Raw genomic sequence first — 15,605 nt, forward strand, 5'->3', positions numbered from 1 at the left:
ATCATCTTCTGGATGACGGCCTCTTTCATTTCTTTGGAGTAGCGAGCCATAACTGCCTCTTTTAATCATCTCTCCATTGAAGAGAGTCATGAGTCAAAAGAGGCGACATCTATCCTGACACAGGGGGCCTTCAAGATCATTAAGCGCCAGTTTAATGCGCCAATTGATCGCAACATAAAGAATAATGACAACAAGCTGAAAAGAATACCTGGCCTGGCAATTATCATCCCACTGATACAGCGGATTCGAGGAAGCTAATTTTCCTATGGATCAGAAAACGGGCCAAAATGAGGTAACAGGTTGAAGCAGACGTGCTAATTTATCAAAAATGAGTAAATAGGCATTTCAATATAAAATGGCTTTATTCGCTCTTTTCCTAACACTATCATGTAGTCGAATGGGACGGACAATACACTAAACACGCCCCTTCTGACAGCGCCAATTTTCTCCACACATCATTTTCCTAGTGACAGAATAAGCCAGTACCATCACGAGATATTTCGATAATATGCTTTTAAAAAGAACGAACCATGAGAGTGATTACTAAGACAATCCCTATATGGAGAGTTTCTTTCCGGCCCCACGTTAAACAATGAACAGGAGTTCCATGTAATACTGAAATGCATAAAAAACAATAACAATCCAACTCGTTGCGATAGTCATCTGAATCACCTCACCCTTGATAGATTTAACCTTAGATATGAAGCTTAACCTGGCTTTTATTTTTATTACCCAAGATCTTTTTTCTAAAATCAGATAATCTGAACAGCCACCAACCCCCTAAACACAATCAAAATCTAACGACCTTGGATTAAGGCATGCAACAGGCAAGATATAAGCCCAACAAGGTAAATTGAATTCAAAAATACTCACCCTCAACAAAATAACAAACTTGATAAATTACAAAGTAAATCATTACAACCCACTTATTTTCCACCTCTCGACCAAGCCAATAAAGCGAACGTACAACAATATTTATACAACAAGCAATAAAAATTAATTGCAAATAACAAAACAGCGTCTATTTTACTAACCTAGTAAACGAACTAAGGCCTAGCAACTAAAAGGATTACAACAGCCCTTCGTTTTCAAAAGAGCCTCCAGCTCTATGAATGCGACTTGGTTTATCTAGGCTTTGATCAATTCAAAAGACAAAGTGATGTTGTAAACAAAACAGCAAACTATAGAGGATGACACAGAATGCTACTCCCCTTGTTAGATGCAGAAGGCAACCCTTTAAGGAAACCCCTGAGAATGGTTGCTGCCATAACAGCTGCATCAGTATTAGCGATTGCTCTCCCCACCCTAGCTAATGATGACGCCGACGATACCGAAGAAAAAGGATATGGCGTATCATTCTATGGTGGGGTTACCCAGATGCTGCCTGCTGAGTATTATCAGCACTCTGCAAAATATGGTCCAGCCCTATACAGGCGTTACATAGAGCAGGTTCGTGATAAAGCCACCCATCAGATTCTTTCTGAAAAAAAAGGAAAAATCATTCAGGAATATTACGTCAGTCACGAAATGCTAAAGACTGTAGCGCCTTCTCTGCACGACCCTTCAAAGCCTGTAGGTCTCCAGAATCTGGGTATCGTGGCTGTTAAACTCTGGCTGAAAAGAGCTCACGAAGGCACGCCTGATGATAACGCCTGTTTATTCAAGCCCAAGCCTTCTCTTCAGCCCGAGCACCTTTTACCTGAAGGCACTATGCCACAAAAAACCCGCTCCTGGGTAAGACATGATTTTGAAACGGATGAAGACCTGCTCAAGTGTGGCCTGTCACTGCGATTGACAGCTGACTTCAGCACACCTGAAAGCGCTGAGGATGAAGAAGATAACGAAATCTTCATGTTCGGCAAGCTCTGCCGTTACCCCTATGGTCGCAATACCTTCAATGCAGAACAGGACGATGCGGAATGTCAGGAAATTTCAAAGATATCTCTGACTCCTGAGGATATTCTCCTGCTCAGCGAAGAACATGAAAGAAAGAGAGCCCATGCCGCTATTCTGCGAGCTGAAAAAGAAGCTGACAACCAGGCTGCCGGCACTGGCATGCTGCCCACCTATAAAACTGGGCCAATAGAGCCACAACCAGTGGGTACGGTTCTTGAAATGTTTGGGCAATTCCTGACCTCTCTCAACGTAATCACATACGGCGACGCCACTGAACGTCATCTGAGTCCGTCTTATGTAGCAAAAGTCAGTAGCGCCAAATATGAAGAAAAAGTAGTGCGTCAGGACGTCTCCAGATTCAAGTTCACAAAATTCAAGGATAAACTGGGCACCTCCTTTGAAGACGCTTTGAGTAAAGAGCCTGACCTTGACCTTAAAGACGCAGGAATTGAGCTGTCTGTCGGTGAGTTCTACCTGAAGAGAGCAGCTGATCGTTCAAAACCTACCTTCACCATGAAGATAGAAAAAGACAAAGCCATTACCTTTGAAGACGTGGTTAACGACGGAGAGTCCATTACCCTGCTTAACAGAGAACACATGGAAGGCTACGTCAAGGACGCAACAGAACTGGCGACCTTCAAAACCAAAACTGAAGAATGTGCCAGGGGTCTGCTTGAATGCCAGACCGCCAGCGCCCTTCTGGAAAAGAAATTGAAGCAAATTCCTGAACTGGTAGCCGAAAATGAAGCGTTACAGGAGCGTCTTGATAAAAAAGATGAAGAGTTCGAAAAAGAGCTCAACCGTCTTCAAAAGCTGAGTGAAGCCACTGGCGATGCCAGTGCAGCGAGCGCCAGAGCTGACCAGAAAGCCATTGATGACGCACTTCTTGAACAGGAGAGAAAAAAGCACGCAGAGACCCTGGAGAAGACCGAGAAAGACTACAAAGCTGACATCAAAAAGCTGACTGATGAAAATGACGTGGCAATGGATAAACTCCGCCAGGAAAAATCTCATCTAACAGCCACCATCCAGGATCTCGAGACAAGAGGCACCTTCGACAAGTCTGAGATTGACCGACTGAAATCTCAACTTAAGGAGCGTAATGACGAGATTGAGCGAGAGTCTGAGAAGTACGACAACCTGTTGAGCTTAAAGCTGGCCAGCTACAAAGAGGACCTTGCAAAACTGGAAGCCAAAGTGGAAGCACTCCAGACCTTTAAACAAAATGCCCTGCAACTTGAGAACAAGGCTAATGCTGCATCCAACTTCCAGATGGCCAAGGCGAGAGCCTTCTATGAAGCGCAAATAGCCTTGAGGGAAGCCAAACTTAAGGATTGGGAAGCTTATGATAAGCAGGGCTTTACAGGGAGTATTCAGCGCCCAGACCAAGAGATCCCAAAACTGAAGGTCAGCACTTATGTTCATGAAAATGGCACAACAGTGTTCAGAGATGAAACTGATTATTCAGCCACAAAGAGAAAGGATGAACTCTAAACTTTAGAGTCCCCCGCAAGAAATGGCAGAAGGAAGGACCCTCTGCCATCTTTTTTTTGCAAAACCCTCTTACTATCTTAAATCAATACAGGGGATATGAAATTGCGCCTCACATCAATAGTCTATTCAACAGCATTTCTTTGTGCTGCGCAGTTGAGCTGTGCAGACGACACGTCAACACTGCCTGATGTTTCGATCAATATGAAGCGCAGCATTGAATGCCCTGCTTACATTGATGCCCGCACCTTAAACGATGACAAATCACTTAAAGCGGCTGTTACCAGTGAGACCCTTAAAGATATTCCATATGAGCTGGAAGCTGTCAGCCAGGAATTTACGCTCACAACAGACAATACCTTACAAGGAAAATACTGGGTATCAAAAGAAGGTAAAGTCACTCTGGAAGAAGAAGGCAGCAGGGTTTCTCAAGTATCCTGCTTCTATACTGACTACGAGCAGCCAGACTCTCATACATCCTTTACCCTGACATTTACTAAAAAGTTTAAAGTGCATGTCGCTAAACATCTTCCTGAATTCCCCAGTCAAAATGTTTTTGGCTCAACTGTTTGCAGTTCAGATGAAAACGGGTACTGCGAATTACCCTGTACTATCACAGAAGGAGATGCAACAGACCAGGTTCCCTACTGTAAATTCACACCGGCATTTGTGATCGTGTCAAACAAAATTGAGGGCCCCAGTAAAAGCTCTCAGAACTTTGGCGCTCTTTTTGTTTACCCCTATACCGAGGGAAGTGAGAAAATTCAAGTTGCAGCGGGAAGGGATGTTCTTTTCCCCTTAAAACGCCCAGATAGTTTTGCTCTAAAGCTGGAAACACCAAGAACCGGTAAGCCATTCACATTGACTCATCTATGTATGCAGGATGCCTGGAGCGATGCTGAGCTTTATGCAGCCTACGGTGTCAGCCCTCACATCACAGTCACCGGGGAAATCGACCAAAGCGGCATAACATCCCTTAAAGACAAGAATGCATATGGTTATGGCTGCACTATTAGCTGCTCTGTTCAAACCCCCAACTGCTGGGGTGGATTTTTTCGTTGGTTTAGTTCTAGCACATTTAAGGTAGATGACTTGTACAGAACGGTTCTTCTGTCCAGGTTAGGCGTAATGCGTGATAAAACCAGTACAAGAAAGAGCAATGACAAGCTTCAGTTGGATGTTGCGAAAGCTGACCTGTTCGATGAACACAACTATCTCCCTACCGAAACTGAAAAAAAGATGGATATAGAAACACTTAGAATAACACTTAATGACAGAACAAACTTTATCCGGCGATTTGGAAGCTTCCTTGGGGCGAACGACATGCAGTTAACCTTAGAAAAAATGAAGGAAGTTGCCTACGCTAACGTACTGCAAATTTCAACCAATCCTACAATGGCAGAGCTTAAACAAGCCTATAAAGAACTATCTCTGACCCACCACCCTGACAGACAAGGAAGAGCAAGTAAAACCCGCTACCAGAGTGACGATGTAGAGGCTCAGCCAACAAGGGAATTAAACTTTGAAGATATTGCTGAAGCCAATAAGTTCTATAAGCAACGGTTCAATGGAGACAAAGGCAAAGCCACAGACAGTGCTCATCTTAAAGATGAGCTATAAAACCGACGGCAAAAGAAACAGAGCAAGGGCTGGAAGCTGAATAGATGACCCACAGCTACTCCATGAATGGCTTAATACAAAAGTGAGCGTTCAACAGGGACATCTTTTCAGCGGTAAAGACCTTGCAATGAATTTTATATAAGCGTCGGTGGTTTTCTATACTCAGAACCGGTTTGAAACAGAATTTTAAACCGGTTTATGGCCTGTTATCGGCTTGCCAGTTCATGCTCAGCACAGCTTATTTCTGTGGTGCTTTTTTAATGGACAGGTAGATCACCTTCATAACTCCCTGGCCAGGAAAGCCGGGCTGGTTCATGGCAACCTGGATATTTTCATAGAACTCAAAGTCACTTCCACGGCGGGTCCAATGACACCTCCCGGCGAACTCCGCTCAACTGCCCACGCCATCAAGAAGAAACTGTGGTCTCTACAGCGTAGAATCCGGTAAACCACAATACATTTATTTCCCAACGGTTATTGCCTAGCTCCCGGGATTTCCATACAATATGCGCCCTTTACGATCGGGCTTGGTCCGATCATAAAAGCCGGTATCAGGCTAATCCTCCGGGGTGAATCTGCTACCACTCTTCCCCGTGACCTGCCGGACAGACTCTGGAAAGCAGGATAAGCACAGGAAAACCAGTTGCCGGAAACAACTACAGGAAAACCGATTCCATGGTAACCATTCGTCTTGCTCGTGGTGGCTCCAAAAAGCGCCCATTTTACCACCTGACCGTTGCCGACAGCCGCAAGGCTAACGGCGGCCGCTTCATCGAGCGCGTAGGGTTCTTCAACCCCACTGCTCGCGGCCAGGAAGAGCGTCTGCGTGTTGATAATGAGCGTGTAGAATTCTGGCTGGGCCAGGGCGCTACTGCATCTGAGCGTGTAGCCAAACTTCTGAAAGAAGCCAAGGCTGCTTGAGGTTATTGATTCAGTGACAACCGGAGCAGAGGCCGCTGTGAAGCGCATTGTGTTAGGCCATATCACTGCCGTTTTCGGGGTGAAAGGCTGGGTAAAGATTCATTCCAACACCAGCCCGATGGAAAACATCCTCAACTACCGAAACTGGATTCTTGACCGCAACGGTCAGTTAAGGACCGTTGAAATCGATCAGGCCCGGCCTCATGGCAAAGGTCTGGTTGCCCATATCGTCGGCTGTGATGATCGTGAACTGGCCCGCACCTATTGCGGTCACCAGATCACCGTTGCGGCAGATGAACTGCCCGATCCGGAAGATGACGAGATTTACTGGCATCAACTGGAGAATCTGGATGTTTTCTCCCGCAACAGCGCGGGTGACAACATACTGCTGGGCAAAGTCAGCCATCTGATGGAGACAGGCGCCAACGACGTATTGGTCATTCGCCCCTCAAAGGGGAGTGTTGACCAGCGCGAACGGCTGGTTCCCTGGCTCATTGATCAGGTGGTGATTGACGTAAACCCTGAAAAGGGGTTTATCCGGGTAGATTGGGACCCGGAGTTTTAAGTGGCCATGGAGATATCTAATCCGCATCCTGACCATCAGGAGCAGAGTGATCAAGAGCCCATGGACACACAAATGTGGTTCGGTGTCGTCAGCCTTTTCCCGGAGATGTTCCGGGCAGTGACGGATCACGGCATTACCAGCCGTGCCATCAAGGAAGGCCTGATTGACGTGAAGACCTGGAACCCCAGGGACTTCACCCATGACCGGCACCGGACTGTGGATGACCGACCTTATGGCGGTGGTCCCGGCATGTTGATGAAAATTCAACCTCTGCGTGACGCCATTCAGGCAGCCAGAACGGCTGCAGGAGCCGAGGCCAAAGTAATCTACCTGTCTCCCCAGGGTCGAATGCTCGACCAGAAAGGAGTGCAGGAACTTGCCAACAGCAGGAAACTGATTCTGGTCGCGGGGCGCTATGAAGGTATTGACGAGCGCGTGGTCAAAGCCGAGATCGATGAAGAATGGTCCATCGGTGACTACGTGTTAAGTGGTGGCGAGCTCGCTGCCATGACTCTGATTGATGCAGTATCACGCTTTGTACCGGGCACCCTGGGTCATAAGGATTCCGCTCAGGAAGATTCATTTGCTGATGGTCTTCTTGACTGCCCGCACTACACCCGTCCGGAGGTTTTTGAAGGACAGGAAGTGCCGCAAGTGCTGCTCTCAGGCAACCACGCTCTGATCCGGAGCTGGCGACTGAAACAGTCACTGGGCAGAACCTGGCTGAGACGCCCCGACCTGTTGCAGAACAGACCACTGTCCAGCGAGGAAGAGAAGCTGCTGTCGGAATTTATTGCTGAGCACCACGACGCAGACAACGACAGTTTTCAGGTAGAGCCTTGAACGGGTAAAAGCCTTGTTTTGGGTAACACCTTCAGCCGGAACCATCGGCTGGTTTGAGCGGAACACAGTTGACTAACTGGGAGCAATTTTCAATGAGCAAAAACAAGATTATCCAGCAGCTCGAAGCTGAGCAGATGGACAAAGAAATCCCTGCCTTTGGCCAGGGTGACACCGTAGTCGTACAGGTTAAGGTAAAAGAAGGCAACCGTGAGCGTCTGCAGGCGTTCGAAGGCGTTGTCATTGGCAAGCGTAACCGTGGTCTGAACTCTGCTTTCACCGTTCGTAAAATCTCCAGCGGTGTTGGCGTTGAGCGTACTTTCCAGACTTACTCCCCAATGATTGCTTCCATTAACGTGAAGCGTCGTGGTGACGTACGTCAGGCCAAGCTGTACTACCTCCGTGAGCTGAGCGGCAAGGCCGCCCGGATCAAGGAAAAGCTCAACTAAGCCGTTTTTCTTCTTTGAAAAACAGCCCATAGAAAAGCAGTTCACTATTTCCGGCAACTGTTTTCTGAAGAGCCGGACCAGAGGAAGCTCTGGTCTGCGACAAAAGCGACCTCGGTCGCTTTTGTCGTATCTGGGGTAAAAGAAAAGCCACTTCATTGATCCCACAACGCAGGTAGGGTACAAAGGTGACAATGAAATCCTGAGACCTCACATGCCAACGCTGTCCCCTCCCCCCCCTGCAATCGAAGAATTCCTGCAACACTTATGGCTCGAACGGGGTCTCAGTGACAACACCCGGGATGCCTACCAGAGAGACCTGAAACGGTTTCATGAATGGCTGCTTCAACAACAGCCTGCCGCTGGAACAAACGCCCTGCTTCTGGCCAGGGAACAGGACCTTCAGGACTTTCTTCAATGGCGCCTTGAAAAAGGCTATCACCCCCGATCCACAGCCCGGCAGATTTCCAGTTTGAGGGCGTTCTACCGCCATGCCTTGCAGACGGATAAAATCCACTCAAACATCACCGCCCGCATTGAAATGCCCCGCCAGGGCCGCTCTTTGCCCAAAACCCTTTCCGAAACTGATGTGGACGCCCTGCTGGAAAGCCCGGACACCGAAACCGCTATTGGTCTGAGGGACAGAAGCATGCTGGAATTACTCTATGCCTGCGGACTCAGAATCACCGAACTGGTCAGCCTTACCCTGGACAACATTAACCTTCGCCAGGGGGTTGTACGGGTGACGGGCAAAGGGAGTAAGGAGCGACTGGTGCCTATGGGCCAGACCGCCATCGAGTGGCTTGAACAATACCTTCGCATCGGGCGTAACGAGCTGCTCTGCGGTATCGAAAGTCCGGTACTGTTCCCTGGCCGTCAGGGCCGCCCCATGACCCGGCAGACTTTCTGGCACCGAATCAAGCACTACAGCACCATTGCGGGTATCAGCACCCACGTTTCCCCCCACGTTCTTAGACATGCGTTTGCCACCCATTTGCTGAACCATGGCGCAGACCTGAGGGTTGTGCAACTGCTGCTTGGGCACAGCGACCTGTCCACCACCCAGATATACACCCATGTAGCCCGTCACAGACTGGCAGAACTTCATAAACAACACCACCCAAGAGGCTAATGCCCTGTCTGGACAGGCAAACCACTCGTTTTCACGGAAAAGAGCCGGCACAGGACAATGCAAACAGCTAAATTCCAGCTAGACTTCGGCTCTCAGCACTCCTGAGCGCCACCCCGGCTGGCGGGGACTGAACGATGAACCAAACCTCTGAATTCAGGTCAATATAGAGACGACGGCATCTTTTACCCAACGTAATTCACTGCCGATAGACAGAAATAGATGAGCTCACAGAACACGCCAGCGTGGTGATTTCGTCATCAACAGGAATGCCCTGCACCGGCAGTCTGACGAAAGTGCCTGGAAGGCCAGGATCCATAGAGATAAACAGAGGAAACACATGCGAACACTCTCCTCCTTTTTTACAGCAGCCACTCTGGGCGGCTTATTGGGATGGTCATTACTGGCCAATGCCGCTCCCGTGCCTGAAGCCGCGATGCCTCTGACCCGACAATTTGACCAGCTTCAAACCCTCGACCAGGCGCAAAAAATTGAGCGGCTGGAGCAATTTGAACGCCTCTCTCCCGACGAACAGGCCCAGAGAAAGCGCCTGATTCAAACACTGGAGGCCTCTGCACAACAGATGGATGCTGAGAAGCCGCCAGCAGCGGAACCCAGCGCCAGTCAGCAGGCCAAAATCAAAGCCTTCAATCAGCAGAAAGAGAGCATCAGGACTGAAAAGCTGAAACTGATTGAGCAACTGGAAAAGCTGGACAGACTTGAAAAGCTGGCCAGTGAGACCCAACTGAAACAACCTCTGTCAGCCGCCCGGAAGCGCATCGAAACCGAACTGAAGAAACTGGACCCCAACATCCCCATTGAAAGCATCTCTGAAACCCCCATGCCAGGGGTGTATATGGTCACTCTGCAGGGGGGGCACATCCTATACAGCAGTGCCAATGGTAAGCACCTGCTGCGCGGTGACATGCTGGAAATCCGGAAAGAAGGGCTGGCCAACCTGACCGAAGAAATCAAATCCGGTCACAACGCCAAACGTCTGAAATCACTCAGTACAGATGACATGATTGTTTTTGCCCCCAAAGGTAAAACAAAAGGTGTCGTGTACGCCTTCACCGATGTTGATTGCGGATACTGCCGCAAACTGCATCAGGAAGTCACCGCCATGAATGACCTTGGGATTGAGCTGCGGTATCTGGCATTCCCCCGGGGAGGCGAGCGGTCTCCTGCCTACAACAAGATGGTGGATGCCTGGTGTGCCAAAGACCGGAAACAGGCCATGAACGACCTCAAAGCCGGCAAGCCCATCAGCAGCGACATCCGTAAAGACAAAAAAGTCTGTCAGGCTGAAATTGACCAGCAATACCAGCTGGGTATGGAAATGGGGGTTAACGGCACACCGGCCATGGTGCTTGAAAATGGTCAGTTGATTCCGGGGTATCGCCCTGCCGCCGATCTGGCAAAAATGTTGAAAATATAAGTCAACGCCCCTGATACAGACAGGGGCTTCCCCCTCCTTGGATCACCCGGAGCATCCATCAACCTGCCTTTTTTATCTTTTCTGCCAGCACCGATCCTGCCGTGACTCAGGGCAAAGTCGCATAGCAGGCCGGTTTGGGGCTATAATCCGATTCCATCGGTGCAGCCGAGAAACAGCATAACAATGAGCGCGGGGTAAAAGCTTGAAACCGGTCAAAGTAGGAATATGTGGGCTTGGTACGGTAGGTGGTGGCACCTTTAACGTACTTCAGAGGAACGCAGGCAGTATCTCTGCCCGTACCGGTCGGCCAGTCTTTATCGAGCAAATCGGGGCTCGCAGGGATAACCCGGACTGCAATACCTCCAGCGTCAATGTCACCCGGGATATCTTCGAAGTGGCACGCAATCCCGAAGTGGACATTCTGGTGGAAACCATTGGTGGCTATGATGTTGCCAAAGAGCTGATCCTCACTGCCATTGAACAGGGCAAGCATGTGGTTACGGCCAATAAAGCCCTGATCGCTGAGCATGGCAATGAAATTTTCCAGGCCGCCCGGGAGAACAATGTTATCGTCGCTTATGAAGCAGCGGTTGCCGGCGGCATCCCCATGATCAAATGTCTGCGTGAAGGCCTGGCCGCCAACCGCATCAACTGGCTGGCCGGCATCATTAACGGCACTGGCAATTATATCCTGACGGAAATGGGTGACCACAACCGCCCCTTTGAAGATGTACTCAAAGAAGCCCAGGCCCTGGGGTACGCAGAAGCAGATCCCACCTTTGATGTGGAAGGGATTGATGCCTGCCACAAGCTGACCATAATGGCCTCCATTGCCTTCGGCATCCCCCTTCAGTTCAGCAAAGCTTACACCGAAGGCATCAGTGGCATCACCCCCAGTGATATCCAGTATGCCGCTTCACTGGGCTTTCGCATCAAGCATCTTGGCATCGCCCGCCAGAAGGCGAAAGGCATTGAGCTTCGGGTTCATCCCACCCTGATTCCTTCCAAACGCCCTCTCGCCAATATCAATGGGGTAATGAACTCCGTCGTGGTTCAGGGGGATGCCGTCGGCCAGACCATGCACAGCGGTCCCGGTGCTGGAGCAGAACCCACAGCCTCTTCCATTATTGCTGATATTGTTGATATTGCCCGCACCATCGAAAACCCCGGTTCTGCGGTCAGCGCCCTTGGCTACTCTGCGGATGCCCTTTGTGAATCCTCTCCGGTTCTGCCCATTACAGAAACCGAGTGCAGTTTTTACCTGAGAATCCATGCCGATGATCACCCGGGTGTAATGAATGCCGTCACCCAGATCCTCAGCAGCCACGGTATCAATATCGATGCCATTACCCAGAAGGTGACCCGTGAGGACGATGGCTGTGCCGATATCGTTATTCTCACCCATGATATCCGTGAAGCCGTTATGAACACCGCCATCCGGGAGTTGTCTGAACTGGAAGACATCCGTTCACCCATCACCCGTATTCGTGTGGAAGCCATGAGCTGATCAAAACCCGGCAAAGGCGCTTCATGCAGTGACGCAGGAGCGCCCGGCCACTGATCAACCCTTTTCAGGGATGCCATAACGCCCTATTCAGACTATAAAAACAGTGATGTGAGGCTCTTTCCCCGGAGCCGAGCCCAACCGATCAAAAAACGGAATATCCAGTGAAATACATCAGTACCCGTGGACAGGGTGAAGCCAGAAATTTTCAAGACGTGCTGCTGGCCGGCCTGGCCGAAGACGGTGGCCTTTACGTACCCGAATCACTGCCCGTGTTCAGTGCCGAAAAAATCCGCTCACTGCGTGGCCTGCCCTACAATGAGCTGGCCTTTGAAATCATTCACCCTTTTGTGGGCGGCACCATCGCCGATGCTGACCTGCAAAAGATGATCGACGAAAGCTACCAGGCTTTTGACCATACCGCGGTAGCGCCATTGCAGCAGATTGGCCCGAATCAATGGGTGATGGAGCTGTTTCATGGCCCCACCCTCGCCTTTAAAGATTTTGCCCTGCAACTGCTGGGCCGACTGCTGAACCATGTCCTGACGGAGCGTAATGAGCGGGCCATTGTCCTGGGGGCCACCTCTGGTGACACGGGCTCAGCCGCTATCGAAGGCTGCCGCCACAGTGATCATCTGGATATTTTTATCCTCCACCCTTATCAGCGGGTATCCGAAGTACAGCGCCGCCAGATGACCACGGTTCTCGACAGCAATGTCCATAACATTGCTATTCACGGCAACTTCGATGACTGCCAGGACAGGGTTAAACAATGCTTTGCCGACCAGTCTTTCCTGCCGGAGAATACCCGGCTGGTGGCGGTCAACTCCATCAACTGGGCTCGAATCATGGCCCAGATTGTCTACTACTTCCATGCCGCCCTGGCCCTGGGCGCCCCTGAAAGGCCCGTCAGTTTCTCGGTGCCCACCGGCAATTTTGGTGATATTTTTGCAGGCTACATCGCCAGGGGAATGGGTCTTCCCATCGAGAAACTGGTAGTGGCCACCAACCAGAATGACATTCTGGATCGCTTCTTCCAGAAAAATGACTACCGTCGTGAATCCCTGAACCAGACCCTCTCCCCCAGCATGGATATTATGGTCTCCAGTAACTTTGAGCGCCTGCTGTTTGATATGCATGAGCGGGACGGTAAGGCCATGGCAGAGCTGATGACAGGCTTCCAGCAAACAGGGGCCATCAGCGTCAGAGACAGTGCCTGGAATGCCATCCGGCATTTGTTCGACAGTTGCCGTACAGACGATAAGCAGATCTGTGAAACCATCCGAAAACTCAAGAAAGAGACCGGCTATCTGGCCGACCCCCATACAGCAACCGGTATCCGGGCTGCGGAAGCATTGAATCTGCCTGAAGGCGTGCCGGTGGTCACCCTGGCAACCGCCCACCCGGTAAAATTCCCGGAAGCCGCGGTCAAGGCAGGGCTGGAGTCCCCGGAATTACCCAGCTCAATGGCGGACCTCATGGAGCGGGATGAACGGTACGACCGGCTGGATAACAACCTTGAAGATTTAAAACGCTTTATCCAGAAGCACGCCTGACGAAAAGGGTTCTACTGCACAACGAGCCTGTGCGGTAGAACCTCATCCACTGAGATTGCAGCACTCATCTGTGGTACGCTATAGACCCAACTGCCAGCCCCCAAACTTCACACAATGTCATCCAAGATGTCACCCAAGATCGTCCAGCGAGCTTATGACCTTTCTCTCTGCCATTTTGAGCCCCGTATCGACCCGCTCCTGGCCCGAATCTACAGTGCCCGTGGTATTCAGTCCCAGGAACAACTGCCAAGACAGCTGCAACAACTGAACGATTACCGGCAACTCAAGGACATTGACAAAGCGGCAGAAATCCTGGCTGACGCAATCAGTAATGAACAGAAAATGTTGATTGTCGGTGACTTTGACTGCGATGGAGCCACCAGCAGTGCCCTGGGTGTTGAGGCGCTCAGGCAGATGGGGGGAAGAGCGGACTTTCTGGTTCCCAACCGGTTTGAATACGGCTATGGACTGACACCGGAGATTGTCGAAGCCGCCCTTCCCTTTCAACCCGACGTATTGATTACCGTGGATAACGGCATTTCCAGCCTGGCCGGTGTCCAGGCTGCCAAAGAGAAAGGCATGAAGGTGGTGGTCACTGACCATCACCTGGCAGGGCGAGAACTCCCTGACGCCGATGCCATCGTGAACCCCAATCAACCGGATTGCCCGTTTCCTGCAAAAAATACGGCAGGCGTCGGTGTTATTTTCTACCTGATGTGCGCCCTGAGAACACTGCTCAGGGCGCGTGGGCATTTCCAGCGCCACCCGGAACCCAACCTGGCAGAGCTGCTGGACCTGGTGGCCCTAGGAACCGTTGCGGACGTAGTCACACTGGATACCAATAACCGTATTTTGGTATTTCAGGGGCTGGCACGCATTCGCAGTGGACGCTGTCGGCCGGGTATTATGGCACTGCTGGAAGTGGCGGGACGAATGCCTGAGCGCCTGGTCGCCAGTGACCTTGGCTTCGCCCTGGGCCCCAGACTGAATGCCGCCGGGCGGCTGGACGACATGTCCATCGGTATTGAGCTTTTACTGTGCGGAAGCCTGGATACCGCCAGGGAAATGGCCAGCGAGCTGGACAGCCTTAACCGGGATCGAAAGGCCATAGAGTCCGGCATGCAACAGCAGGCCGTTGCCGAACTGGAAAGACTTCAGCTTCAGGAAAACGCAGAGCTTCCATGGGGCATCAGCCTGTTCCAGGACACCTGGCACCAGGGCGTGGTGGGCATTCTTGCCTCAAGAATCAAGGAAAAACTGCACAGGCCCGTGATTGCTTTTGCCGAGGCAGACAATACAGGCTCCTCTTCTGGGCTGGAAGGCTCAGAGCTGAAAGGTTCAGCGCGCTCCATTGCGGGTTTGCACATGAGGGATGCCCTGGACAGCGTAGCCCGGGAATACCCGGGCCTGATCCTGAAATTTGGAGGCCATGCCATGGCGGCAGGGCTGTCCATTCTCAAAGCGGATTTCAACAGGTTTCAGGAAGCCTTTGACCGGCAGGTAAAAAAACTGCTGTCCCCTAGTGATCTGCAGGCGGAAATTCATACGGACGGGGCCCTGGATCCGGAGCAGATCACCATGGCCACCGCCCATACCCTTCGGGAGGGCGGTCCCTGGGGGCAGAATTTCCCCGAACCCAGCTTTGATGGTCGCTTCCAGGTACTGCAACAGAAACTGGTAGGGGAAAAACACCTAAAAATGGTGCTGAAAGCTCCGGGTCATAGCTGCTGGCTGGATGCCATTGCCTTTAACATTGATCCACGCCGGTGGCCCGACCCCAATGTTCAGAACATGAATATTGTTTATAAACTGGATATTAATGAGTTCCGTGGCCAGCAAAACCTGCAACTGCTGGTGGAGCATCTGGAACCTGCATAACTGAAGCTATTCTGCCCTCGCAGCAGCTCCAGTAGAATGGGAAAGACTTAGTTTAAACCATGGTCATTCTGGTCAGAGCATCAAATTCTCCGGGGAGAGCCTGGCCAGCTCCGCTTTCCTGTTCCTGAGAGGCTCATTGCCTTCTGCTCTCCCCTTCAAGTAGAGCCTTTTAAGGTCACAATATATATCCTTAACTGCATTAGTTCAGATCTGATCTGACAATTCCCTCTTCAAAAAAGGGAAGGGTTACCGATTTAGATAGAGGGTGAAATCACTGAAATCTAAATCGTAAAAAGGTAACCCTTATGATTCATACTAATC

The 15,605-nt window shown here is 50.6% G+C and carries 12 protein-coding genes; all 12 read left to right on the forward strand.

Annotation, left to right across the window (positions count from 1 at the left end; translation table 11 throughout):
* Positions 1 to 1,254 precede the first annotated feature (1,254 nt).
* The 12 genes from ACNRUY_RS22755 (at position 1,255) to recJ (ending at position 15,284) form a co-directional block, all read left to right on the forward strand.
* Positions 1,255 to 3,390 carry a hypothetical protein gene (locus ACNRUY_RS22755; RefSeq protein WP_488113955.1) on the forward strand — a complete coding sequence of 712 codons (2,136 nt, stop codon included), beginning with the start codon at positions 1,255 to 1,257 and terminating at the stop codon, positions 3,388 to 3,390.
* Positions 3,391 to 3,486: 96 nt separating this feature from the next.
* Positions 3,487 to 5,007: a J domain-containing protein gene (locus tag ACNRUY_RS22760; protein WP_488113956.1), complete on the forward strand. Its 1,521-nt coding sequence runs from the start codon at positions 3,487 to 3,489 to the stop codon at positions 5,005 to 5,007.
* A gap of 214 nt (positions 5,008 to 5,221) precedes the next feature.
* Entirely contained in the window at positions 5,222 to 5,455 is a 234-nt protein-coding gene (locus ACNRUY_RS22765; RefSeq protein ID WP_488113957.1) for a hypothetical protein, read from the forward strand.
* A 227-nt stretch (positions 5,456 to 5,682) separates the two neighbouring features.
* On the forward strand, positions 5,683 to 5,928 hold the full coding sequence (gene rpsP, locus ACNRUY_RS22770) for a 30S ribosomal protein S16 (protein ID WP_488113958.1): 246 nt from the start codon (positions 5,683 to 5,685) through the stop codon (positions 5,926 to 5,928).
* Positions 5,929 to 5,941: 13 nt separating this feature from the next.
* Positions 5,942 to 6,493: a ribosome maturation factor RimM gene (gene rimM, locus ACNRUY_RS22775; RefSeq protein ID WP_488113959.1), complete on the forward strand. Its 552-nt coding sequence runs from the start codon at positions 5,942 to 5,944 to the stop codon at positions 6,491 to 6,493.
* 72 nt (positions 6,494 to 6,565) lie between these two features.
* Entirely contained in the window at positions 6,566 to 7,336 is a 771-nt protein-coding gene (gene trmD / locus ACNRUY_RS22780) for a tRNA (guanosine(37)-N1)-methyltransferase TrmD (protein ID WP_488113966.1), read from the forward strand.
* A 92-nt stretch (positions 7,337 to 7,428) separates the two neighbouring features.
* Positions 7,429 to 7,782, forward strand: coding sequence for a 50S ribosomal protein L19 (gene rplS / locus ACNRUY_RS22785; RefSeq protein WP_488113960.1), 354 nt, complete (start codon positions 7,429 to 7,431; stop codon positions 7,780 to 7,782).
* A 211-nt stretch (positions 7,783 to 7,993) separates the two neighbouring features.
* Positions 7,994 to 8,911, forward strand: coding sequence for a site-specific tyrosine recombinase XerD (xerD, locus tag ACNRUY_RS22790; RefSeq protein WP_488113961.1), 918 nt, complete (start codon positions 7,994 to 7,996; stop codon positions 8,909 to 8,911).
* A 337-nt stretch (positions 8,912 to 9,248) separates the two neighbouring features.
* Positions 9,249 to 10,346, forward strand: coding sequence for a DsbC family protein (locus ACNRUY_RS22795; RefSeq protein ID WP_488113962.1), 1,098 nt, complete (start codon positions 9,249 to 9,251; stop codon positions 10,344 to 10,346).
* A 202-nt stretch (positions 10,347 to 10,548) separates the two neighbouring features.
* Positions 10,549 to 11,853, forward strand: a complete 1,305-nt coding sequence (locus ACNRUY_RS22800) for a homoserine dehydrogenase (RefSeq protein WP_488113963.1) — start codon at positions 10,549 to 10,551, stop codon at positions 11,851 to 11,853.
* 161 nt (positions 11,854 to 12,014) lie between these two features.
* Positions 12,015 to 13,406 (forward strand): threonine synthase, encoded by a 1,392-nt coding sequence (gene thrC, locus ACNRUY_RS22805; RefSeq protein WP_488113964.1) that lies wholly within the window; start codon positions 12,015 to 12,017, stop codon positions 13,404 to 13,406.
* Between the two features lie 126 nt (positions 13,407 to 13,532).
* Entirely contained in the window at positions 13,533 to 15,284 is a 1,752-nt protein-coding gene (gene recJ / locus ACNRUY_RS22810; protein WP_488113965.1) for a single-stranded-DNA-specific exonuclease RecJ, read from the forward strand.
* The last annotated feature ends 321 nt before the right edge of the window (positions 15,285 to 15,605 follow it).

The organism is Endozoicomonas sp. Z74 (assembly GCF_057680865.1).

Bases quoted from the DNA above. Each gene is read 5' to 3' on its own strand.
- ACNRUY_RS22755 (WP_488113955.1), top strand. From the start codon at position 1,255: ATGGTTGCTGCCATAACAGCTGCATCAGTATTAGCGATTGCTCTCCCC.
- ACNRUY_RS22760 (WP_488113956.1), top strand. From the start codon at position 3,487: ATGAAATTGCGCCTCACATCAATAGTCTATTCAACAGCATTTCTTTGT.
- rpsP (WP_488113958.1), top strand. From the start codon at position 5,683: ATGGTAACCATTCGTCTTGCTCGTGGTGGCTCCAAAAAGCGCCCATTT.
- trmD (WP_488113966.1), top strand. From the start codon at position 6,566: ATGTGGTTCGGTGTCGTCAGCCTTTTCCCGGAGATGTTCCGGGCAGTG.
- rplS (WP_488113960.1), top strand. From the start codon at position 7,429: ATGAGCAAAAACAAGATTATCCAGCAGCTCGAAGCTGAGCAGATGGAC.
- xerD (WP_488113961.1), top strand. From the start codon at position 7,994: ATGCCAACGCTGTCCCCTCCCCCCCCTGCAATCGAAGAATTCCTGCAA.
- ACNRUY_RS22795 (WP_488113962.1), top strand. From the start codon at position 9,249: ATGCGAACACTCTCCTCCTTTTTTACAGCAGCCACTCTGGGCGGCTTA.
- recJ (WP_488113965.1), top strand. From the start codon at position 13,533: ATGTCACCCAAGATCGTCCAGCGAGCTTATGACCTTTCTCTCTGCCAT.